The sequence below is a fragment of the Roseococcus pinisoli genome (assembly GCF_018413645.1).
Classification (GTDB): domain Bacteria; phylum Pseudomonadota; class Alphaproteobacteria; order Acetobacterales; family Acetobacteraceae; genus Roseococcus; species Roseococcus pinisoli.
In genome coordinates this window covers 67,608-85,830 of record NZ_JAHCDA010000004.1, presented here as the reverse complement: position 1 = coordinate 85,830, position 18,223 = coordinate 67,608, and the positions used below count along the sequence as shown (strand labels likewise).

The 18,223-nt window shown below is 70.5% G+C and carries 19 protein-coding genes and 1 tRNA gene; 8 read left to right on the top strand and 12 right to left on the bottom strand.

The annotated features are described in order from the left end of the window. Positions 1-16: 16 nt before the first annotated feature. Positions 17-2,155: a malate synthase G gene (locus tag KHU32_RS18650; protein ID WP_213671681.1), complete on the bottom strand. Its 2,139-nt coding sequence runs from the start codon at positions 2,153-2,155 to the stop codon at positions 17-19. Positions 2,156-2,283: 128 nt separating this feature from the next. Between KHU32_RS18650 and KHU32_RS18645 the strand changes: the two genes are divergently transcribed. Together KHU32_RS18645 and KHU32_RS18640 are read left to right on the top strand one after the other, a co-directional pair. Further along, the gene (locus KHU32_RS18645; protein WP_213671680.1) at positions 2,284-3,864 is read left to right on the top strand and encodes a gamma-glutamyltransferase; all 1,581 of its coding nucleotides are present in this window, start codon (positions 2,284-2,286) and stop codon (positions 3,862-3,864) included. A 154-nt stretch (positions 3,865-4,018) separates the two neighbouring features. Next, the gene (locus KHU32_RS18640) at positions 4,019-4,675 is read left to right on the top strand and encodes a GOLPH3/VPS74 family protein (protein ID WP_213671679.1); all 657 of its coding nucleotides are present in this window, start codon (positions 4,019-4,021) and stop codon (positions 4,673-4,675) included. Positions 4,676-4,721: 46 nt separating this feature from the next. Here the strand turns inward: KHU32_RS18640 and KHU32_RS18635 are convergent, their stop codons facing one another. Beyond that, positions 4,722-5,108: a c-type cytochrome gene (locus tag KHU32_RS18635; RefSeq protein ID WP_213671678.1), complete on the bottom strand. Its 387-nt coding sequence runs from the start codon at positions 5,106-5,108 to the stop codon at positions 4,722-4,724. Positions 5,109-5,224: 116 nt separating this feature from the next. On the opposite strand from KHU32_RS18635, the gene KHU32_RS18630 reads away from it, so the two are divergent. Together KHU32_RS18630 and KHU32_RS18625 are read left to right on the top strand one after the other, a co-directional pair. Further along, a complete protein-coding gene (locus KHU32_RS18630) occupies positions 5,225-6,220 on the top strand; it encodes an NAD(P)-dependent oxidoreductase (protein ID WP_213671677.1) in 996 nt (331 codons plus the stop codon). A 64-nt stretch (positions 6,221-6,284) separates the two neighbouring features. Beyond that, positions 6,285-6,884 (top strand): hypothetical protein, encoded by a 600-nt coding sequence (locus KHU32_RS18625; protein WP_213671676.1) that lies wholly within the window; start codon positions 6,285-6,287, stop codon positions 6,882-6,884. Positions 6,885-6,899: 15 nt separating this feature from the next. Here the strand turns inward: KHU32_RS18625 and KHU32_RS18620 are convergent, their stop codons facing one another. Beyond that, positions 6,900-7,994 carry a sensor histidine kinase gene (locus KHU32_RS18620; protein WP_213671675.1) on the bottom strand — a complete coding sequence of 365 codons (1,095 nt, stop codon included), beginning with the start codon at positions 7,992-7,994 and terminating at the stop codon, positions 6,900-6,902. 120 nt (positions 7,995-8,114) lie between these two features. Beyond that, positions 8,115-8,462 carry an ArsC family reductase gene (locus KHU32_RS18615; RefSeq protein WP_213671674.1) on the bottom strand — a complete coding sequence of 116 codons (348 nt, stop codon included), beginning with the start codon at positions 8,460-8,462 and terminating at the stop codon, positions 8,115-8,117. A 255-nt stretch (positions 8,463-8,717) separates the two neighbouring features. On the opposite strand from KHU32_RS18615, the gene KHU32_RS18610 reads away from it, so the two are divergent. Beyond that, the gene (locus KHU32_RS18610; protein ID WP_213671673.1) at positions 8,718-9,038 is read left to right on the top strand and encodes a DMT family transporter; all 321 of its coding nucleotides are present in this window, start codon (positions 8,718-8,720) and stop codon (positions 9,036-9,038) included. A 109-nt stretch (positions 9,039-9,147) separates the two neighbouring features. On the opposite strand, the gene KHU32_RS18605 is transcribed toward KHU32_RS18610, so the two are convergent. Continuing rightward, positions 9,148-10,329, bottom strand: a complete 1,182-nt coding sequence (locus tag KHU32_RS18605) for an MFS transporter (RefSeq protein WP_213671672.1) — start codon at positions 10,327-10,329, stop codon at positions 9,148-9,150. Between the two features lie 100 nt (positions 10,330-10,429). On the opposite strand from KHU32_RS18605, the gene KHU32_RS18600 reads away from it, so the two are divergent. Then, positions 10,430-11,338: a LysR family transcriptional regulator gene (locus tag KHU32_RS18600; RefSeq protein ID WP_213671671.1), complete on the top strand. Its 909-nt coding sequence runs from the start codon at positions 10,430-10,432 to the stop codon at positions 11,336-11,338. 11 nt (positions 11,339-11,349) lie between these two features. On the opposite strand, the gene KHU32_RS18595 is transcribed toward KHU32_RS18600, so the two are convergent. The 7 genes from KHU32_RS18595 to infA all read right to left on the bottom strand — a co-directional run bounded on the left by KHU32_RS18595 (position 11,350) and on the right by infA (position 15,316). Then, positions 11,350-12,306 (bottom strand): tripartite tricarboxylate transporter substrate binding protein, encoded by a 957-nt coding sequence (locus KHU32_RS18595; protein ID WP_213671670.1) that lies wholly within the window; start codon positions 12,304-12,306, stop codon positions 11,350-11,352. Between the two features lie 65 nt (positions 12,307-12,371). Beyond that, positions 12,372-12,941 (bottom strand): hypothetical protein, encoded by a 570-nt coding sequence (locus tag KHU32_RS18590; RefSeq protein ID WP_213671669.1) that lies wholly within the window; start codon positions 12,939-12,941, stop codon positions 12,372-12,374. 192 nt (positions 12,942-13,133) lie between these two features. Continuing rightward, positions 13,134-13,209 (bottom strand) — tRNA-Phe (locus KHU32_RS18585). 52 nt (positions 13,210-13,261) lie between these two features. Further along, the gene (locus tag KHU32_RS18580) at positions 13,262-13,438 is read right to left on the bottom strand and encodes a DNA gyrase inhibitor YacG (protein ID WP_213671668.1); all 177 of its coding nucleotides are present in this window, start codon (positions 13,436-13,438) and stop codon (positions 13,262-13,264) included. Continuing rightward, positions 13,431-14,447: a ribonuclease E/G gene (locus tag KHU32_RS18575; RefSeq protein ID WP_213671667.1), complete on the bottom strand. Its 1,017-nt coding sequence runs from the start codon at positions 14,445-14,447 to the stop codon at positions 13,431-13,433. Before KHU32_RS18575 ends, KHU32_RS18580 begins: the two co-directional genes overlap by 8 nt. 48 nt (positions 14,448-14,495) lie before the next feature. After that, on the bottom strand, positions 14,496-15,083 hold the full coding sequence (locus KHU32_RS18570) for a Maf family protein (RefSeq protein WP_213671666.1): 588 nt from the start codon (positions 15,081-15,083) through the stop codon (positions 14,496-14,498). Between the two features lie 14 nt (positions 15,084-15,097). Beyond that, positions 15,098-15,316 (bottom strand): translation initiation factor IF-1, encoded by a 219-nt coding sequence (infA, locus tag KHU32_RS18565; RefSeq protein WP_007003972.1) that lies wholly within the window; start codon positions 15,314-15,316, stop codon positions 15,098-15,100. A 198-nt stretch (positions 15,317-15,514) separates the two neighbouring features. On the opposite strand from infA, the gene KHU32_RS18560 reads away from it, so the two are divergent. Together KHU32_RS18560 and KHU32_RS18555 are read left to right on the top strand one after the other, a co-directional pair. Further along, the gene (locus KHU32_RS18560; RefSeq protein ID WP_213671665.1) at positions 15,515-15,982 is read left to right on the top strand and encodes a (2Fe-2S)-binding protein; all 468 of its coding nucleotides are present in this window, start codon (positions 15,515-15,517) and stop codon (positions 15,980-15,982) included. Positions 15,983-15,995: 13 nt separating this feature from the next. Next, positions 15,996-18,194 (top strand): xanthine dehydrogenase family protein molybdopterin-binding subunit, encoded by a 2,199-nt coding sequence (locus KHU32_RS18555; RefSeq protein WP_213671664.1) that lies wholly within the window; start codon positions 15,996-15,998, stop codon positions 18,192-18,194. Positions 18,195-18,223 lie beyond the last annotated feature (29 nt).

Genomic DNA, 18,223 nt, shown 5'->3' with positions numbered 1-18,223 from the left:
GCCCGGCGCGCTCCATTCAGCCTTCCTTGGCTGCGCGGCGGTACTTGGTGAGCAGGAACTCCGTGTAGCCGTTGGGCTGCGCGGCGCCTTCCAGCACCAGTGCCGCCGCCGCCCGGAAGGCGACGCCGCCGAAATCGGGCGCCATCGGCGTATAGGCCTCGTCGTCCTTGTTCTGCCGGTCCACGACCGCGGCCATGCGGCGCAGCGTCTCCAGCACCTGGTCCTGCGTCACGATGCCGTGGCGCAGCCAGTTGGCGATGTGCTGCGCGGAGATGCGCAGCGTCGCGCGGTCCTCCATGAGGCCGACATTGTTGATGTCCGGCACCTTGGAGCAGCCGACGCCCTGGTCCACCCAGCGGACCACGTAGCCGAGGATGCCCTGGGCGTTGTTGTCGAGCTCGGCCTGCAGGTCCTGCGCGGGCCAGTTGGTCTGCGTTGCCACCGGCACCGTCAGCAGGTCGGTCAGCTGCGCGCGGCGCCCGCCGGCGGCGATCTCCGCCTGGCGTGCGGCCACGTCCACCTGATGGTAGTGCAGCGCATGCAGCGTGGCGGCTGTGGGCGAGGGGACCCAGGCGGTGTTCGCGCCCGCCTTCGGATGGCCGACCTTCTGCTCGAGCATCGCGGCCATGGCGTCGGGCATGGCCCACATGCCCTTGCCGATCTGCGCCTTGCCGCGCAGGCCGCAGATCAGGCCGATATCGACGTTCCAGTCCTCATAGGCCTTGATCCAGGCCGTGCCCCGCATGTCGTTCTTGCGGATCATGGCGCCGGCTTCCATCGAGGTGTGGATCTCGTCGCCGGTGCGGTCCAGGAAGCCCGTATTGATGAAGGCGACGCGCTCGGACGCCTCCTTGATGCAGGCCTTGAGGTTAACGGTGGTGCGCCGCTCCTCGTCCATGATGCCCATCTTGAGCGTGGCATGCGGCAGGCCGAGCAGCTTCTCGACGCGGCCGAAGAGCTCCACGGCCCAGGCCACTTCCTCCGGCCCGTGCATCTTGGGCTTCACGATGTAGACGCTGCCGGCGCGGCTGTTCAGGCGCTTGCCGTTGATGTCGTGCATCGCGATCAGGCTGGTAATCGCGGCGTCCAGGATGGTCTCCGGGACCTCGGCGCCGTCCAGCGTCGCGGCGTCGGTCATCATGTGGTGGCCGACGTTGCGCACCAGCATCACCGAGCGGCCGGGAAGCGTCAGCGTGCCGCCCGCGGGCGTCGTGTAGCTGCGGTCCTCGCTGAGGCGGCGGGTGATGGTGCGGCCGCCCTTCTCGAGGTCGGCGTTGAGGTCGCCCTTCATGAGGCCGAGCCAGTTGCGATAGACCTCGACCTTGTCCGCGGCATCGACGGCCGCGACGCTGTCCTCGCAATCCTGGATGGTGGTGAGCGCCGCTTCCATCACGACGTCCGCGACGCCGGCGGCATCGGTCTTGCCGATCTCACTGGCGCGGTCGATGCGCAGCTCCAGGTGCAGGCCGTTGTGGCGGAACAGCAGGGCGGAGGGCGAGCCGGGCTCGCCCACGAAGCCGACCAGCTGCGCCGGGTTCTTCAGCGGCACGGAGCCGCCGCCCTGCAGCACGACATCCAGCGCGCCGTCCTTGACCGCATACTTCAGCGCTTCCGCATGGCCCGCGCCCATCAGCGGCACGGCCTGGTCCAGCACCTTGCGCGCGAAGGCGATGACCTTGCCGCCGCGCGTCGGGTTGTAGCCGGCGCCACGCTCGGCGCCGTCGGCCTCGGGGATGGCATCCGTGCCATAGAGCGCGTCGTAGAGGCTGCCCCAGCGCGCATTGGCCGCGTTGATCGCGTAGCGCGCATTGTTGACCGGCACGACCAGCTGCGGGCCGGCGACGCCGCCCATCTCGGGGTCCGTGTTCGCGGTCGTCACGGCGAAATCGGCGGGCTCGGGCAGCAGGTAGCCGATCTCGCGCAGGAAGGCCTCGTAGGCGGGCACGTCGATCGGCTTGGCCGGGTTGGCGCGGTGCCAGGCGTCGATCTTGGCCTGCAGATCGTCGCGCTTCGCGAGCAGGGCGGCATTGCGGGGCGCGAGGTCGCGCAGGATCGCCTCGAGGCCGGCCCAGAAGGCGGCGGCGTCCAGGCCCGTTCCAGGAAGTGCCTCGGTCTCGATGAAGCTCTTCAGCGGTGCGGCGACATTCAGGCTCATCGGGAGTGCTCCTCAGGACGTCTTCTGAACGAGCCTTAACCGGCAAAGCGTCGGGGGGAAAGGGGCCGCCCGCTTGCCCTATCCCTCGGTTAAGGCGCAGATTTGTCTTAGCGAAACGAAGGAAGCGCATGATGGGTCACCCTCCGCACACCACGCAGCACTGGAACGTCCGCAAGCCCGCCGGCCGCGGCGAGCGAGGCATGGTCGCCAGCCAGTCGCGTGACGCGGCCGAGGCGGGCGTCGCCATCCTGCGCGCCGGCGGCACGGCCGCCGATGCGGCGGTCGCGGCGGCCTTCGCGCTGGCCACGACCGAGCCCTGGAACTCCGGCATCGGCGGCATCGGCTTCACGCAGGTGATGAAGCCCGGCGGCGCGGCCGAGACCTTCGACTTCGGCCCCGTGGCCCCGCGCAGCCTCGATGCCTCCGCCTATCCGCTGACCGGGCGGATGAAGAACGACCTCTTCGCCTGGCCCGAGGTGGTGGGCGACGCGAATATCCACGGCCCCAAATCGGCGCTGATCCCTTCGGCCGTCGCGGGCTATGCCGAGATCCACAAGCGCTACGGCCGCATGCCCATCAAGGACGTGCTGGCCCCGGCGGTGGCGCTGGCCAAGCGCGGCCTCGCGCAGGACTGGTTCACGACGCTGAAGATCGCCAACAGCGCGTCGGTGCTGCGGCTCTATGACGAGAGCGCGCGGATCTATCTGCCCAACGGCCTGCCGCCCGTCCCGCCCTACCAGGGCGCCTCGGGCTACTTCCCGCAGGGCAGGCTGGCCGACACGCTGGAGCGGCTGCAGACGGCGGGCCTGGACGATTTCTACCGGGGCGACGTCGCGGCCTCGATCGCGGCCGACATGAAGGCGATGGGCGGCTTCGTCACCGCCGAGGACCTCGCCGCCTGCGAGGCGCGCGTGCTGCCGGCGATGGAGGTCACCTTCCGCGGCCGCAAGCTGATGCTGGCCAACGGCCTCACCGCCGCGCCGACGCTCAAGCGCCTGCTGGCGATGATGGAGAAGGCGCCCTACGGCGCCGTGCCGGATGCCGCTTGGTACGCCTATCTCGCGCGCTCGCTTCGCGCCGCCTATGCCGAGCGTCTGGCCGGCCTGGGCGAGGGGACGCCCACCGAGGCCGAGCCCGTCGGCGCCGACAGCTGCACCACGCATCTGACCGTCGCCGACAAGGACGGCATGATGATCGCGATGACCACCACGCTGCTCTCCTCCATGGGCAGCCGCATGGTGCTGCCCGGCACGGGCGTGCTGATGAACAACGGCGTGATGTGGTTCGACCCGCAGCCCGGCAGCCCGAACGCCATCGCGCCGGGCAAGCGGCCGCTGTGCAACATGTGCCCGGTGATCGCGCTCGATGCGAAAGGCAATCCGGAGATCGCGATGGGCGCCTCGGGCGGCCGCAAGATCATGGCCTCGGTCTTCCAGCACCTCACCTACGTCGCCGATTTCGCGATGGAGCCGGAGGCTGCGGCGCATCACCCGCGCCTCGACGTCTCCGGGCCGGACGGCGTCATGGCCGATCAGCGCCTGGGCGAGGCGATGCTCGCCGCGCTGGCCGCGGATGCGGAGCTCGAGGTGGTGGAGCACACCGTGGCCCCCGGCAACTTCGCCTGCCCGAACCTCATCCTGCAGCGCGGCGGCATGCGGGTCGGCGTCTCGGACGTGATGTCGCCCTGGTCGGCGGCGATCGCGGAGTAGGCACGCAACCTCGGGCCGGCGGCGCGACCCGCCGCCGGTAAGGGGGTGTCCGCGGGGCGTGCCCGGCGCTGGACAGGCGCCGCGGCCGCGAACAACATCGCGCCGGGATCAGCGCCCGCCCGTCCGGCGGCGGCATCGCCCAAGAGGACCTGCCATGAAGCTCACGATGCCGGAGGAGATCATGCTCCTCCTCCTCGACGACAAGACGGGGCGCCCCGTGGGCCGGCCGGCGCCGGCAGGCGACTATGCGCTGGGCAGCGCCATCCTCATGCAGCTCTCGCTCGACAACCGCATCGACACCGATCCCGAACGGCTGATGGTCACCAGCCACAAGCCCTCCGGCGACCCGGTGCTGGACGAGGCGCTGGCCCAGATCGCGACCAGCCTCGGCTTGCGCGACAGCCGGCATTGGATCGTGGAGCTCGGCCGGCAGGGCGACCATTTCCGCCACATGATCCTGGACCGGCTGGTGGCGAAGGGCGTGCTGAAGAAGGAGGAGGGCCGTTTCCTCTGGGTCATCCCCGATCGGCGCTATCCCAAGGCCGCTGAGGGCGAGGCCGATGTGATGGAGGTCCGCGCCCGGCTGCGGAAGGTGCTGCTGGAGGACGACATCCCCGAGCCCCATGATTCGCTGATGATCGGCCTGGCGCGCGCCACCGGCATCATCCCCCTGATCCTGACGCCGGAAGAGCAGGAGGCGGTGGGCCCCCGCGTGGACCAGGTGGCCGACCTCGAGGAACTCGGCCGCACGCTGTCGGCCGTGACGCGCGAGGTCTATGCCATGATGCTGGCCTTCGCCGGCTCGCATTGATGCCCGGCTACCGCGCGCCGGTCCGGCGCGCGGTGACGAGCCTCGCCTAGTTGGCGGCGGTGCTGGCTTCCCGCAGATAGGCCATCAGGTCGTTCCGCTGCTGCTCGTTGCGCAGCCCGACATAGGACATCGACCCGCGCGGCACGACCGCCTTGGGGTCGGTGATGTAGGCGAGCAGGTTCTCCTCGTTCCAGACGAGGCCAGCCGCCGCCCGCTCGCGCATCGGCGCCGAGTAGCGGAAGCCCTCGACCGCGCCCGCCGCACGGTCCCACACGCCGTGCAGGTTCGGCCCCACGCCGTTGCGGCCGCCCGCATTGATCGTGTGGCAGGCCCGGCACTGGTTGAACACGCGCTGCCCCGCCGCGACGTCCTGTGCCTTTGCCTGCCAGGGGGCGAAGGCGAGGAGAGCCGCCGCCATGATCGTGAACCGCATGAAATCCGCTCCCATTTGCGGGGACCATCTTGGCGCCTCGGCATGATCCGGCAAGCCGGGGAAGGTGGACGGAGCCCTGCCTTGGCCGCATCCTCGCGCCTCCGGGGGAGGAAATCATGAGCGGCAATCGACTGAAGGTCTTCCTGAGTCACGGCACCGACACCTTTGCCGGCTATTTCGGGGACCAGGCGCTGGCGGAATTGCAGCGGCACGCGGACGTCGTCCGCAACCCGACCGGCCGCGACCTGCGGGACGCCGAGCTGGCGGATGCGGCCAAGGGCTGCCAGGCCATCATCGCCTTCCGCGGATCGCCCGGCACCGAGGCGACCTTCGCGGCGACGCCCGACCTCGTGGCCTTCCTGCGCTGCGCCGTGGATATCAGCACCATCGACGTCCCGGCCGCCTCCTCGCACGGCATTCTGGTGACACGGGCGACGCCGGGCTTCGTGGATTCCGTCGCCGAGCTCGGCATCGGCATGATCGTGGACCTCGCCCGCGGCATCTCGCGCCTGGGCCAGCAGTACCGGCGCGGGGAAGCGCCGACGCCGGGCCGCAACGTTCAGCTCTCGGCCTCCACGCTGGGCATCATCGGCTATGGGCGCATCGCGCGGCGGCTCGACGAGATCGCGCGGGCGCTGGGCATGAAGGTGCTGGTGCACGACCCCCATGTGCGACCGGAGACCAGCCTCGAGGAGGTGCAGGCGCGGGCTGACTTCCTCGTCTGCCTCGCCATCTCCAGCCCCGAGACGGCGAATCTGATGGACGCCTCCGCCTTCGCGCGGATGAAGCGCGGCGCCTTCTTCATCAACCTCTCGCGCGGCGAACTGGTGGACGAGGCGGCGCTGGAGGCGGCCCTGGATTCCGGCCAGCTCGGCGGGGCCGCCATGGATGTGGGCCGCGCGCCGGACCAGATGCCGAGCCCGCGGCTGGCGCGCCGGCCGGATGTGGTGGCCACGCCGCATATCGGCGGCGTGACGCCCGAGGCCGCCTATCACCAGGCGATGGACACCGTGCGCCAGATCGCGGCGCTGGCGGACGGGCGGCTGCCGGAAGGCGCGGTGAATGCGGCCGCCGCGCACCGGCTCTCGCGCCTGGGGATCGCGCCCGGCTGAGCTCCGTTGACGCGGGCCGCCCCCGCGGTCCCAATGGCGGCAAGAACACAAAGGGAGCGGCCTCATGTCCGAAACGACGATCTTCCCCGGCACCGTCGAATGGTCCGGCGAGAACCCCGGCATCTCGCTGAAGGAGGACCCGAACGGGCCCTTCACCACGCTGGCCTCCTTCTTCCGGGTGGTGCTTTCGCCGCATGGGCGCGGGCATGCGCTGGTGCTGCTGCAATCGCCGCAGGAAGCCTCGCCGGGCAATGTCTGCCTGACGGATAACGAGCCGCTGGCGCGATGGCTGATCGCCGAATACGTCTCGCATTTCGGCGCCTGGCGCGGGCTCGCGGGGCTTCAGTCGATCAACTTCCGCAAGCTCGATCACGTCGAGGCCGATGGCGATGCCATCGGCCGCTATGGCGAGACGGTGCGCGCCGGCGATCTGACGGTGAAGCTGGACTGGTCGGGCCTCGGCAAGCCCTTCTGCTTCGCGCTGGCGCCGGGCGGTTCGGCCACGGGCAAGCACCACATGCCGACGCTCTTCGTCGGTTGCGACAAGGCGAGCGTCACGGTGAACGGCAAGGCCAGGCCGGGAGCGCCCGTCCCGCGCGATATCGCGGGGCAGCGCATCTCGACGGCGATGCTGGCCTTTTCGGAGACCTGGATCCGGGCCTGAGGTGCCGGCCGGCGCCTAGATGGCGTCGGCCCGGTCGAACCTGATGGTGACGCGCATGCCCTGGCCGGGCGTCGACACGACGTCGATGCTCGCGCCGGCGTTCTGCTTGAGCGACTGCACGATCATCGCCGTCAGGCCGCCGGGATCGGGCCATTCGACGCCTTCCGGCAGGCCGACGCCGTCATCGGCGATGACCACGCGGCAGCCTTCGTCGTCGACGAGGCTGTGCAGGGTCAGCGTCCCGCCCTCGCGTCCCGTGAAGGCGTGTTTCAGCGTATTGGTCAGCAGCTCGTTCACCACGAGGCCGGCCGGCATCGCGACATTCACCGAGACCGGCCAGGCATCGACCTTGAGGTCGAGGCGAAGGCCCTCCACCGCATGGGCCCGCATCACGGCGGCGGCGATCTGGCTGAGGTAGATGCCGAGATCGACGGTGCCGTTCTCCTCCTGGTCGGCGAGGGAGCGGTAGAGCAGCGCCAGGGATTCGATGCGCCCGGCCAGCCGTTCGAAGGCCTCGCCCGAGGCGTCGTCCGGCATGTTGCGCGCCTCCAGGCGGATCAGCGCGGTGATCATCTGGAGGTTGTTCTTCACGCGATGCTGCAATTCGCGCAGCAGGGCGTCCTTCTCCTTCACCCGACTTTCATAGGCGGCGAGCTCCGCCGCATCGCGCTGGCGGCTCTGCGCGAGGGCGAGGAGGCGGAAGACCGGTTGGCCCTGCTCGTCCTCGATCAGGTTGAGCCAGACATCGACCGTCAGCGGCGTGTCGAGATGATCGATCTCGAAGACGCCGACGTAATCCTCCTGGCCCGAAGTGGCGGCGGCGACGTCCAGCGCCTCGATCAGCTTCCGGTCCCCATCCGCGGCGGCCGCGACCGCGGCGACGAGGTTCCAGGGGCGCCCGACGATCGCGGTCTCATCCGTGCCGACGAGGCGGCGGAACTCGGGATTGGCGTAGGTGATCCGCTCCTGCGGGTTCAGCTCGGCCACCGCGATCGCGAAGGGTACGTGGTCGAGGAACTGCTTGAACCGGTCGCTTTCCAGCGCGGCCGCCAGCTCGGGCGTGTCGAGCAGCTTCTCGATCGGGGGTGAATCGTCGTCGGGTGCCGTCATGGTCGAACCTGACTTTCACTGCTGGTCGTCATGACGAAGGGGCGCGTCCATCCTGCGCCCGCCCCTGTGTCGCGCTTCGACCCCGCCCATGCAAGCTTTCGCCTGCCTGGCGACGGTCGTTCAGGCGAATTCCTTGGAATATGTGTCCGCGGAGAAACCAACCAGCAGCTTCGACCCATGGGCCAGGACGGGCCGCTTGATCATGGAGGGCTGCGAGACCATCAGGGCGATGGCCTTCTCCTCGTCGAGCCCCTCGCGATCCGCCTCCGGGAGCTTGCGGAAGGTGGTGCCGGCGCGGTTGAGCAGCTTCTCCCACCCCACCTGGCCGGCCCAGCCCCTGAGGGTCGTCGCCTCGATGCCCGAGGCCTTGTAGTCGTGAAAGGCGTAGGCCACGCCCTGGGTGTCGAGCCAGGTGCGGGCCTTCTTCATCGTGTCGCAGTTCTTGATGCCATAGATCGTGGTCGTCATGCGTGCCTGTCCGAAAAAGGCCTGGGGCCGCCCGTGGCGGCGAGGCTGATCCTTCCTGCGGGCCGGGGTGGTGACCCTGCGGGCCGGCGACCATTGGCCAGGATCGGGGCTTTGTCGATGCCGGGCGCGGCGGGCGAGGGGGCATTCCGTCCTGGACCGGGGCTCGGCGGTCCCCTATATGAAGGAGGCGAGGACGACCTCCCCTATCGGAGCTGCTGTCCGGGACGACCCGGCCCTTTGAAGGAGGGCCGATTCATGGCCTGGATCTATCTTCTCGTCGCCGGCATTCTCGAAATCGTCTGGGCCTTCGCGATGAAGCAGTCGCACGGCTTCACGCGCCTCGTGCCGACCGTCGTCATGCTGGTCTCCATGGTGGGCAGCTTCGGCCTGCTCGCGCTCTCGATGCGCGTCCTGCCGCTGGGCACCGCCTATATGATCTGGACCGGGATCGGCGCCGTGGGCGCCTTCCTGGTCGGCGTGACCTTGCTGGGGGAGGCGATCAACCCGATGAGGATCGCCGCCGCCCTGCTGGTCGTGAGCGGCCTCGTGCTCATGAAGCTCTCGGCCAGTTCGTAACGGCATTTTCCCAGAGGTCGGGCGTTTCCGCCCGACCCGATGGCTAGAGCATTTTGTTTTTTCGAGCATCTTTGCCCGGCCAGATGATTCCACCTGATCGGGTGATGCTCTAGGCCGCGGGGCGCAGCGCCGCGGTCGAACCCACGCGGTCCATCCGCAGGCTGATCAGCGCGACCGCCAGCCCCGCGACGGTCAGCGCGGCGGCGACGATGGGCAGGGCCTCAAGGCCGGGCCCGTGGTCGATCGTCACGCCGCCCGCCCAGGCGCCCAGGGCATTGCCCAGGTTGAAGGCGGCGATGTTGAGGCTGGAGGCCAGGTTGCGCCCGGCCGGACCGGCCTTTTCCAGCACGCGGAGCTGCAGCGGCGCGACCGTCGCGAAGGCCGCGATGCCCAGTGCGCCCAGCATGACCACCACGGCGACGGGCGACCACAGCGCCGGCGTCAGCAGCAGCAGCACGAGGGCGAGCCCGGCCAGCGTGCCCAGCAGGGCCCGCGCCAGCCCCCGGTCGGCCAGTCGGCCGCCCCAGATATTGCCCACGGCCAGGCCCGCCCCGAAGACCAGCAGGATCGGCGAGACGGCCGCGTCGGAGAAGCCGGTGACGCGCGTCAGGATCGGCTGGATATAGGTGAAGACCGTGAAGACGCCGGCGAAGCCCAGCACCGTCATGGCGAAGCCCAGCAGGACCTGCGGCTGCGCGATGGCCCGCAGCTCCTGGCCGATCGGCGTCGCCGCCTCGTCGCGGCCGACATGGGCCGGCACGAAGACCGCGAGGATCGCCATCGCCGCGACGCCGATCAGGGCCACGGCCCAGAAGGTCGCGCGCCAGCCATAGGCCAGCCCCAGCCAGGCGCCGAAGGGCACGCCGAGCAGGGTCGCCACCGTCAGGCCCGCGAACATGGTCGCGATGGCCGAGGCGCGCCGGTCCTCGGGGACGAGGCTCGTGGCCACCACGGAGCCGACGCCGAAGAAGGTGCCATGCGCCAGCGAGGTCAGCACGCGCGCCGCCATCAGTGTCGCGTAGTCGGGCGCCATGGCGCAGGCGATATTGCCGAGGGTGAAGATGCCCATCAGCGCCAGCAGCACGAACTTCCGCGGCATGCGGCGCGTGGCGAGCGTCAGCACGGGCGCGCCGATGAAGACGCCGAGCGCGTAGCCCGAGATGAGCAGGCCGGCCGTGGAGATCGCGACGTGCATCTCTTCGGCAACCTGGACCAGCAGGCCCATGATGATGAATTCGGTGGTGCCGATGCCGAAGGCACCGGCGGTGAGGGCAAGGACGGCGATGGGCATGGCCCGGGGCTCCAGAGGAAGATTTGCCATCCAGGATGGTGCGCCGCAGCAGGCCGAATTAGTCTTCGTGAATTACAATAATATGTGAGATGAATTCATCATGCCGCGCCTCGACACCAACCGCGCCGCGGAGATGGAGGTCTTCGCCCGTGTGGTGGAGCTCGGAGGCTTCACCGCCGCCGCCCACGAATTCCGCCTGACGCCCTCCGGCGTCAGCAAGCTGGTCTCGCGGCTGGAGGCCCGGCTTTCCGCGCGGCTGCTCAACCGTTCCACCCGGCAGCTCCAGCTCACCCCCGAGGGCCAGGCCTTCTACGACCGCGCCCTGCGCATCCTGGCCGAGCTCGACGAGGCGGAGCGCGAGGCCGCCGCCGGCGCCGCGCCGCGCGGGCATCTGCGGGTGAACAGCAATGTCGTCGTCGGGCGGCGCTACCTGCTGCCGCTCGTCCCGGAATTCCTGGCGCTCTACCCGGAGATGACGCTCGACCTCATGCTGTCGGATCCGGTGATCGACCTGATGCATGAGCGCGCGGACATCGCCATCCGCGTGGGGCCCCTGCGCGATTCCGGCCTGATGGCCCGCAAGCTTGGCACGAGCCGCGTCGTGGTCGTGGCCTCCCCCGCCTATCTTGCGCGCCATGGGACGCCCGGAAGCCTGGCGGAGCTGGCGCGGCACAGGGGCATCGGCTGGACCTTCCGCCGGATGCGAAGCGGCTGGCCGTTCCGCGACGGCGAGGGAACGGTGATGGCCTCCCCGCGGACGGTCGCGCGCGCCAGCGACGGTGAGGTGGCGCGGGAACTGGCGATCGGCGGGGTCGGCCTCGCCCGGCTCGGCCGGTTCCATCTCGTGGAGGACATCGCGGCCGGGCGGCTGGTGCCGGTGCTGGAGGAGCTCAATCCCGGCGACCGCGAGGATATCCACGCGGTCTATCTGGGGCAGGGCGGGCCGCTGCCCGCGCGGGTCCGCGCCTTTCTGGACTTCCTGGCCGAACGCATCTCGATCGACGCCTGAGGCGCCGCTGCTCAGTCCATCCGCAGGCCCAGCCGGCGCACGGCTGCACCTTCCTCCTCGTTCAGGCGCCGCGCGAAGGCGGTGTATTCCTCCGGCCCCATGTAGCGCATCGGCATGTCGAAACGGTCGAGCATCTCGACGTGCCGCGGGTCGAAGAGCGCGGGACGGAGCGCGTCGTGCAGGGCGCGGACCACGCCCGGATCGGTGTTCTTCGGCGCCGCCAGGCCGAAGGGGCTGTCGGAGACGAGGTCGATGCCGGTCTCGCGCAGCGTCGGCACCTCGGGGAAGGACCGCGCGCGCCCCGCCCCCCAGGTGACGAGCAGGCGGAAGGTGCCGTCCCGCACCAGGGGCACCCAGCTCGTGCTGTCGGCGGTGCAGTCCACCGCGCCGCTGAGCAGCGCCTGCGCCGTGTCCGAGCCGCCGCGATAGGGCACGTGCAGGAAGGGGGCGCCGTTCTCCTCGGCGATGCGCTCCATGGCGATATGCGCGCTCGATCCCGAGCCGGGCGAGGCGTAGCTGATGCGGCCCGGATTGGCCTTGGCATGGGCCAGCAGCTCCTCCCAGGTCGTGAAGGGGCTGTCCTGGCGCACCACCACGCCGAAGCAATAGCCGGAGAGATGGATGACCCAGGTGAAGTCCGCCATCGGATCGAAGGGCGGGCGGCGCAGCATCGCGGGGATGCGGAAGGCGGTGATGGGGATCTGCCCGATCAGATGCCCGTCGCCGCGCGGCTCCTGGGCGATCAGGGCCGGGCCGAGCGTGCCGCTGACACCCGGCCGGTTCTCGGGGACGACCGTCTGGCCGAGGTTCTGGCCCGCCAGATCGGCCAGCAGGCGCAGGTGATCCGCGACGCCGCCGGGCAGCCAGGGGATGATCAAGCGGATCGGTCGGTTCGGAAAGCCGGATTGCGCCAGGGCCGGGGCAGCGAGCGGCGTGGCGAGAAGGGCGCGTCGGGTCGGTCGGATCATGCCGGCATATTTTCCGGCATGGCCCCGTGCCGCAATCGCGCCGCCCGCATCGCCGCCTCCCGGCGCTAGGGGTGGAAGGCGGTGCTGAGCTCCGAGATCAGGGCGAACTGGGCGGCGGAGATCCGGGAGGTGAGGCCGAGGAGGCCGCCCGACGCGTCGGCGACCTTGCGGGCCTGGTCCATGACGTGGTGCTCGAGCTCGCGCCGCGCGCTGAGGTCGAGCGGCTTGGCCAGGGCGCTTACATAGTCCTTCCACGCCGCCGTGAGGTTAGGGCCGGGCCTGGTGCGCAGCCAGCCCTGGAGAAGCGCGTATCCGGGGCTGCGGTGATGGATGCCCTCGAGCGCCGCGGCATCCATCACCGCCTTGCGATCGAGGTCGGAGAGGTCGCCGTCGGCCCAGGCGACCAGGACCAGCGGCACGAGGGTAAGCGCGGACAGGGTCTCGGCGCCGAGGCCGAGCTCCAGCAGCCGGTCCAGAAGCGCGGTGTCCTGGATATGGGAGGCCTCGGCGAGGTCATGGCGGCGGTCGTTCTTCGCGCCGGCCTCCACGAGGCGGCGGCGGAGCTCTTCGTTCTGCCGGGCGAAGAAAGCCTCTTCCAGGCCGGTGCGGCGGTCGTCGAGGAAACGGTCGGACATGGCATTCTCCATTTGCCTCGGGCCAACGGCGCAAGGCCGCAGAGGTTGCGGGAGGGCCGGGGCCGACCGCCAGCCTAGTACGACGAGGGGAGAAGGTGCCGGATTTCTTCGGACGTCCGGATCAGCATCCGCAACGACGTTGTGCGCGGCGCAACGAGCGCGACGGCTGATCAGTCAATGAAATTTGAGGAATGGTGCCCAGGGACGGAATCGAACCGCCGACACTGCGATTTTCAGTCGCATGCTCTACCAACTGAGCTACCTGGGCGCCGTTGGGTGGGCGGGTGATAACGGAGTGGCGAAGGGGTGTCCAGCCACCCCTAGGGCTCTTCTTGCTGATCTTCCGGATCGACGGCCGGAACGGCGTAGCTCTCGGTCAGCCAGCGGCCCAGATCCACCTGCCGGCACCGCTCCGAGCAGAAGGGAAAGGCCGACTTCTGGCCGGCCTCGCGCTTGGCCGCCGGCTTGCGGCAGATCGGGCAGCGGGCCTCACGCATCGGTGACGTCCTCCTGGCCGGCGACGCGCAGCTCGATCGGGCGGCCCGCGCCTTCCGCGAATTCCGCCAGCGCCTCCGGCATCGATTCGAGCGCGGCGATCACCGCGGCGGGCGCATGCAGCGCGAGGCGGCGCGACGGCGCCACGGCCGATTCCCGGGCCGCCCGGCGCAGCAGAGCGAGGCCCGCCGTCAGCGAGCGATCGGCCAGCACCTCGTGCAGGGGCGGATGGATGCGCGCCCGCCGGAGCTCGAAAAGCCCGAGCGGGCCGATTCCCAGCAGCTGCGTTGGCCCGTCATGGGCCAGCGCGGCGCGCAGCTCCGGCTCCAGGGCCGTGCGCTGCTTCACCGAAAGCCCGGCGAGGTCGAGCAGGATCGGCCCCGCCAGGTCCCGCAGCCGGAGCTGCCGGGCGAATTCCGCGATGGCGATCCGATTCGTCTCGCGCAGGTCGGCGCCGCCCGAATCGACGTCGACGGCGGTCAGGGCGGGAAGGGGGGAGAAGATCAGGCACCCACCGCCCGGCAACGACCAGGACGCGTCGTGCAGGCGGGCGGTCTCGTCCTCCAGCGCCTCGTCGAAGGCGGCGGCCTGGCGGATGCGGGAGGAGCCGGCCAGGGCGCGGCGCAGGCGCGCGACCTCGGCCGCGTCGTCGGCGAGGACGATGGCCTGGGGATGCGCCAGGGCCCAGCGCAGCGCGGCATCCGGTCCGCGCTCGAGCACGCCCTCGCCGGGCGTCTGGGGGATGCGCGCCGTCAGGCGCTTGCCCTTGCCGCCCTGGGCGGCGCGTGTGACCCGCAGGGTGAGGTAGGTGCCCTCGGGCGGCAGCCGGCGCCCCTCGACGTCGCCCTCGGGGAGGAAGCCCGTCTCGCCGTCGGGCAGGGCCACGAAGGCCCCGGCGAGCGCGGGCATGGCGGCGGCGATCCGTCCGCGGAGGATGTCGCCGACGCCGTCGGGCCGGTAGGGCCGCTCGAGCCGATAGCCCTCCAGCTCGCCGTCGCGGAGCAATGCCACCCGCCGCTCTCCGGGCGAGCGGGCCAGTCGGATCTCAATCATGTCCGGTCACGGCCGCAGCCAGCCGCAGCCCCGGAGGAGCTGCGCCGTCTCGAAGAGGGGAAGGCCCACCACGTTGGAATGACTGCCGGAAAGAAAGCGCACGAACATCTCGGCCGATCCTTGCAGGGCATAGCCGCCCGCCTTGCCGCGCCATTCGCCGCCCGCGACATAGGCCGCGATCTGCTGGTCGGTCAGCCGTTGGAAAGCCAGCACGGTGGTCACCAGCCGCTTGCCGAGGCGCCCGTCGGGGCGCCGCAGCACCACGCCGGTATGCACCTGGTGCCGCCGTCCCGAGAGGAGGTTGAGGAAGCGCGCGGCCTCGGCCTCGTCCGCCGGCTTGCCGAGGATGCGACGGCCCACGCCCACCACGGTGTCGGCGGCGAGCACCAGCCCGTCCGCCTGCGCGGCGGCCTCGGCCTTGGACGCGGCAAGGCGCGCGGCCAGCTGGCGGGGCAGTTCGTCGCGGCGGGGCGTTTCGTCGATGTCGGTGGGGGCCACCCGATCGGGCGTCACGCCGATGCGGGCGAGAAGTTCGACCCGGCGCGGGCTCGCCGAGGCCAGGACCAGGGGCGGGCGTTCCCCGCTCGCGGTCACCTGAGGCGGCCCGTTTACTTGAAGCGGAACGTGATGCGACCCTTGGTCAGGTCGTAAGGCGTCATCTCGACGTTCACGCGGTCGCCCGCGAGGACGCGGATGCGGTTCTTGCGCATCTTCCCCGAGGTGTGGGCCAGAACCATGTGCTCGTTGTCGAGCTTCACGCGGAACATGGCGTTGGGCAGAAGTTCAACGACCTGGCCGCTGAACTCGATCATATCCTCTTTCGACATTCTTATCCTTGCGAGGGTGCAGACTGCGCGGGCGCGCGGGATCGCGCCGCGGGCAGGCCCCGGCACGGGCAGGCGTGAAATGCGCTCTCCACCCCATAAGGTCAAGTTTGAGGCGCGTTTCTGTTGCTTCGGCAGGCGGTGCGGCGCTGAATATCGCCTTCACCGCGCTGCCGAACCAACGGCGCCAGGAGGAAAACGATGAGCCAGACACTGGCCATGACCGTCAATGGTCGCGCCACCACCGTCACCTTCGACGACCCCGACATGCCGCTGCTCTACGCGCTGCGCAACCAGCTGGGGCTGAGCGGGCCGCATTTCGGCTGCGGCCTCGGCCAATGCGGCGCCTGCACGGTGCATCTGGACGGCGAGGCCGCGCGCAGCTGCGTCACCCCGGTCTCCGCCGTCGAGGGAAGGGCCATCGTGACGCTCGAGGGGCTGGGCACGCCGGCGAGCCCGCACCGGCTGCAGCAGGCCTTCATCGCCGAGCAGGCGGTGCAGTGCGGCTACTGCGCCAACGGCATGATCATGCAGTCGGCGGCGCTGCTGGTCCGCACGCCGCGGCCCACCGAGGACCAGGTGCGCGAGGAACTGGCCAACAACATCTGTCGATGCGGCACCCATCCGCGCGTCGTGGCCGCCGTGATGCGCGCCGCGGCGCAGGGCTGAGGGGGGCGGGCAGATGAACGCCATCCACATGGACCGCCGCTCCTGGCTCAATGCCGGCGGGGCCCTGATCGTCGGCTTCGCGGCGGGCCTGCCTCGCCCGGCCTCGGCCTGGACGGAAAAGCCGGTGGCGGCGGACGAGGTCGCCTCGTTCCTGGCCATCGATCCGGAGGGCAAGGTCACGGTCTTCGTCGGCAAGGTCGATCTCGGCACCGGCATCCGCACGGGCTTCATGCAGATCGCTGCCGAGGAGCTGGATGTACCGCTGGCGCGCGTCGGCGTCGTCGAGGGCGATACGGCGCTGACGCCGGATCAGGGGCCGACCTATGGTTCGCTCTCCATCCAGGTGGCCGGCGTGGCGCTGCGTGCCGCCTCGGCCACGGCCCGGCGCGAGCTGCTGACGCGGGCGGCCGGGCGGCTCGGCGCGCCCGTCGCGGCCCTGCGGGTGGAGGAAGGCGTGGTCATCGGCCCCTCCGGCCGCGTCTCCTACGGGGAGCTCGTCCGTGCCGGCGGGCTCGAGATGAAGGTGGACACCGCCGCGCCCATCAAGGCGCCGGGGGCCAGGCGGGTCGTCGGCCAGGCCGTGCCACGCGTGGACATCCCGGACAAGGTCTTCGGCCGGCCGGTCTATGTGCATGACGTCCGGCGGGAGGGCATGCTGCATGGCCGCCCCATCCGGCCGCCGCAGATGGGCGCCACGGCCGAGGCGGTGGACGAGGCCAGCATCGCCCATATCCCGGGCATCGTGCGGGTCGTGCACCAGGGCGCCTTCGTCGGTGTGGTCGCCGAGGACGAATGGTCGGCCGTCCGGGCCGCGCGAGAGCTGAAGGTGCGCTGGTCCGCCTGGGAGGCCCTGCCGGACCAGGCGAAGATCTGGGAGCATGTCCGCGCCACCCCGGTCGCGCAGACGCAGGTGACGCAGGAGCGCGGCGATGCGGCGGCGGGTCTGGCCGGCGCGCCGAAGCGGCTTTCCGCGACCTACGACTTCGCCATCCACACCCATGGCTCCATGGGCCCCTCCTGCGCGGTGGCCGAGTTCAAGGATGGCCGGCTGACGACATGGTCGGCCAGCCAGGCGACGCACAATCTCCGCAAGCAGCTCGCCCTGATGCTCGCCATTCCGGCGGAGGCGGTGCGCTGCATCTATGTCGAGGGCGCCGGCTGCTACGGGCGCAACGGCCACGAGGATGCGGCGGCCGATGCGGCGATGCTGGCCAAGGCCGTGGGCCGGCCGGTCCGCGTGCAATGGATGCGGGCCGACGAGCATGGCTGGGACCCCAAGGGCCCGCCGCATCTGGTGGATCTCCGCGCGGGGCTGGATGCCTCGGGAAGCATCCTCGGCTGGGAAAGCGAGGCCTTCATCCCGAAGGGCGCCGGCGGCAATGTCGATCTCACGGCAGCCGAGCTGGCCGGGGCACCGCGGGAATCGCTGCTGAGTCCGGGCAACATCGTCCACAACCTCGCGCTGCCCTATGCGCTGCCGGCGGTGAAGACGACCTGCCGGCGGCTCGAGACCACGCCGTTTCGGCCGAGCTGGATCCGCACGCCCGGGCGCATGCAGAACACCTTCGCGAACGAGGCCTTCCTCGACGAATGCGCCGCCGAGGCGAAGGTGGACCCCATCGACTACCGGTTGCGGCTGCTTCCACCGGACGAGGCGCGCGGGCGGGAGGTGCTGGAGCGCGTGGCGCGCCTGGCCAACTGGCAGAAGCGCCCGAGCCCGCAGCGCGACATCTCCGGCGAATGGGTGACCGGCCGGGGCGTGACCTACTGCAAATACGAGCTCGTCCGCACCTATGTGGCCGGGGTCGCTGAGGTGTCGGTCAACCGCAACAGCGGGGAGATTCGCGTCACGCGCTTCTTCTGCGCGCATGACTGCGGCCAGATCATCAATCCCGACGGCGTGCGGTCGCAGGTGGAGGGCAATATCATCCACACGCTCAGCCGCACCCTGTTCGAGGAAATCACCTTCGACCGTGGCGCGGTGACCAGCCTTGACTGGGGCAGCTATCGCGTCATCGCCTTCCCGGAGGTGCCCCGGATCGAGATCGAGCTCATCGACCGCCCCGCTGAGGTGCCTTGGGGCGCGGGCGAGCCCTCGGCCGCGATCGTGCCTTCGGCGGTGTCGAACGCGGTCTTCGACGCGACCGGCGTGCGGCTGCGCTCGGTGCCCTTCCTGCCCGCCAAGTTCCGGGCGGCGGCGCAGAGCAGCTGACGGCCGCGACCACGGTCGGGCCGCGTCAG

Coding starts and splice junctions, on each gene's coding strand:
- KHU32_RS18650 (WP_213671681.1), bottom strand. CDS start 2,155: ATGAGCCTGAATGTCGCCGCACCGCTGAAGAGCTTCATCGAGACCGAG.
- KHU32_RS18645 (WP_213671680.1), top strand. CDS start 2,284: ATGATGGGTCACCCTCCGCACACCACGCAGCACTGGAACGTCCGCAAG.
- KHU32_RS18640 (WP_213671679.1), top strand. CDS start 4,019: ATGAAGCTCACGATGCCGGAGGAGATCATGCTCCTCCTCCTCGACGAC.
- KHU32_RS18635 (WP_213671678.1), bottom strand. CDS start 5,108: ATGCGGTTCACGATCATGGCGGCGGCTCTCCTCGCCTTCGCCCCCTGG.
- KHU32_RS18630 (WP_213671677.1), top strand. CDS start 5,225: ATGAGCGGCAATCGACTGAAGGTCTTCCTGAGTCACGGCACCGACACC.
- KHU32_RS18625 (WP_213671676.1), top strand. CDS start 6,285: ATGTCCGAAACGACGATCTTCCCCGGCACCGTCGAATGGTCCGGCGAG.
- KHU32_RS18620 (WP_213671675.1), bottom strand. CDS start 7,994: ATGACGGCACCCGACGACGATTCACCCCCGATCGAGAAGCTGCTCGAC.
- KHU32_RS18615 (WP_213671674.1), bottom strand. CDS start 8,462: ATGACGACCACGATCTATGGCATCAAGAACTGCGACACGATGAAGAAG.
- KHU32_RS18610 (WP_213671673.1), top strand. CDS start 8,718: ATGGCCTGGATCTATCTTCTCGTCGCCGGCATTCTCGAAATCGTCTGG.
- KHU32_RS18605 (WP_213671672.1), bottom strand. CDS start 10,329: ATGCCCATCGCCGTCCTTGCCCTCACCGCCGGTGCCTTCGGCATCGGC.
- KHU32_RS18600 (WP_213671671.1), top strand. CDS start 10,430: ATGCCGCGCCTCGACACCAACCGCGCCGCGGAGATGGAGGTCTTCGCC.
- KHU32_RS18595 (WP_213671670.1), bottom strand. CDS start 12,306: ATGATCCGACCGACCCGACGCGCCCTTCTCGCCACGCCGCTCGCTGCC.
- KHU32_RS18590 (WP_213671669.1), bottom strand. CDS start 12,941: ATGTCCGACCGTTTCCTCGACGACCGCCGCACCGGCCTGGAAGAGGCT.
- KHU32_RS18580 (WP_213671668.1), bottom strand. CDS start 13,438: ATGCGTGAGGCCCGCTGCCCGATCTGCCGCAAGCCGGCGGCCAAGCGC.
- infA (WP_007003972.1), bottom strand. CDS start 15,316: ATGTCGAAAGAGGATATGATCGAGTTCAGCGGCCAGGTCGTTGAACTT.
- KHU32_RS18560 (WP_213671665.1), top strand. CDS start 15,515: ATGAGCCAGACACTGGCCATGACCGTCAATGGTCGCGCCACCACCGTC.
- KHU32_RS18555 (WP_213671664.1), top strand. CDS start 15,996: ATGAACGCCATCCACATGGACCGCCGCTCCTGGCTCAATGCCGGCGGG.